3 protein-coding genes are annotated in these 2,182 nt (G+C 73.8%); all 3 read left to right on the forward strand.

Annotated features, from left to right (window positions below; genetic code table 11):
* Nucleotides 1–958: FliI/YscN family ATPase (locus HW578_RS25745; RefSeq protein ID WP_232479292.1), on the forward strand; the 958-nt coding region annotated here is incomplete at its 5' end.
* Nucleotides 959–1,023: 65 nt separating this feature from the next.
* A complete protein-coding gene (locus HW578_RS25750) occupies nt 1,024–1,929 on the forward strand; it encodes a hydroxymethylglutaryl-CoA lyase (RefSeq protein ID WP_198373562.1) in 906 nt (301 codons plus the stop codon).
* 49 nt (nt 1,930–1,978) lie between these two features.
* Nucleotides 1,979–2,182, forward strand: a 204-nt coding sequence (locus HW578_RS25755; protein ID WP_198373563.1) for a hypothetical protein, incomplete at its 3' end; no start/stop codon positions are given.

The raw sequence follows: 2,182 nt of genomic DNA on the forward strand, positions 1-2,182 counted from the left end.
GCGCCCGACCCATGCGCCCGCGCCGCCTGCGGGCCAGCGCGCGCGCCTCGGGCCGCGCCTGGCGCTCGGGGTGCGCGCGCTCGACCTCTTCGCGCCGGTGCGCCAGGGGCAGCGGCTCGGGCTGTTTGCCGCCTCGGGGGTGGGGAAATCCACGCTCATGGCCATGCTGGCGGGCGGCGTGGCGGCGGATGTGATCGTCTTCGCGCTGGTGGGCGAACGCGGGCGCGAATTGCGCGAATTCATCGAGGACGACCTCGGCCCGACGGGGCTGGCGAAGTCGGTGGTGATCTGCGCCACGTCGGATTCCGCCGCGCCAATGCGGCGCGAAGCCGCCTATGCCGCCATGACCGTGGCCGAGCATTTCCGCGACCAGGGCCGGCAGGTGCTGCTGCTGATGGACAGCGTGACGCGCTTCGCCCTGGCCCTGCGCGAGATCGGCCTCGCGGTGCGCGAGCCGCCGGCGACACGCGGCTACCCGCCCTCGGTCTTCACGGAACTGCCACGGCTGCTGGAACGCGCCGGGCCGGGGCCGGAAGGCTGCGGCGGCGCCATCACCGCGCTGTTCACCGTGCTTGTGGAAGGCGACGACCACGACGAGCCGGTGGCCGATGCGGTGCGCGGCATCCTCGACGGGCATGTGGTGCTGGACCGGCGCATCGCGGAAGCCGGGCGATATCCGCCGGTGGACGTGCTGCGCTCGCTCAGCCGCACCGCGCCGGGCGTGCTCGACGCCCATGAGCGCCCCCTGGTGGCCGAGGCGCGGCGGCTGCTCTCCACCTATGCCGAGGTGAAGGACCTGGTGCGGCTGGGGGCCTATCGCCCGGGCCATGACCCGCAGGCGGACGAGGCAGTGCGCCTCGCGCCCGCGATCGAGCAGGTGCTGTCGCAGCCCAAGGGCGAGGCGAGCGATCCCGACCAGGCCTTCGGCGCGCTGGTGGCGGCGATGGCAGGGGAATAGCGCCCGCGTTGCCCGCTGCCCCGCCGCGGGACTACACCTGGGGCCAAGCACCGCGGAGAACGCCCATGCCCGAGACCGCCATCATCAGCGAGGTCGCCCCGCGCGACGGCATCCAGTCCATCGACCCGGCCCGCCCGGTCTCCACCGAGGCCAAGATTGCGCTGATCCAGGCCTGCTACGATGCCGGGCTGCGCCGCATGGAAGTCGGGTCCTTCGTCTCGCCCAAGGCGATCCCGCAGATGGCCGGCACCGAGACCGTGCTGGCGGCTGCCAAGGCGATGCCCGGCCTGGAATGCACCGTGCTGGTGCCGAACCGCCGCGGCTTCGATGCCGCGCTCGCGCATGGCGCGCATCGGCTCGGCTTCTTCATGTCGGCCACTGCGGGGCACAACAAGGCCAACCTCAACCGCACGCGCGAGGAGAGCTTCGCCGAGCTGGCCGCGCTGGTGCGCGACACGCCCAAGGGCACGCTGATCCGCTTCAACCTCTCCTGCGTGTTCCACTGCCCCTTCGACGGCGTGGTCCCGGAGGCCGAGGCGCTCGACTGGGTGGAACGCATCGTCGCGCTGAACCCGGAGATGGAGATCGCGCTGGCCGATACCACGGGCAATGCCAGCCCCGACCAGGTGAACCGCGTCTTCCGCCACGCCATCGGCGCCTGGGGCCACCGCTTCGCCTTCCACGGCCACGACACCTACGGCATGGGGGTGGCGAACGTGATGGCCGCCTGGGAGGCCGGCTGCCGGGTGTTCGACAGCGCCGCCGGCGGCATCGGCGGCTGCCCCTTCGCGCCGGGTGCGACCGGCAACGTCGCGACCGAGGACGTGGCCTGGATGTTCGGCCGCATGGGCGTGGCCACCGGCGTGGACTGGAACCGCATGCTGGTCGCCGCCGACATGGCGGCCGCCATTCCGGGCGCCGTGCCGGGCGGGCGGATGCGGGCGGTGCCGGCCGCGCGGCTCGCGGCATGATGGCGCACGCCCTTCCCTGCACCGCCGCGGCACCCAATCTGATCAGGTGATGCGTACCGCCCTTCCCCTGCTGATGCTGCTCGGGGCCTGCGAGGCCCAGCCGCCGCCCGAGGCGGCCCTGCCCGGCGGCGGGGACGGCGGCACATTCGTCGCCGACTATGGCGGCGGCACCGCGCCGGTGGCGCGCTATGTCCGTCTGCCCGATGGTCGCGCGGTGCCGGTCGCGACGCCGCCCGGCGCGGCCGCGCCCGCA

It is taken from the genome of Roseomonas rosulenta, from assembly GCF_016106005.1.
GTDB classification, from domain to species: domain Bacteria; phylum Pseudomonadota; class Alphaproteobacteria; order Acetobacterales; family Acetobacteraceae; genus Neoroseomonas; species Neoroseomonas rosulenta.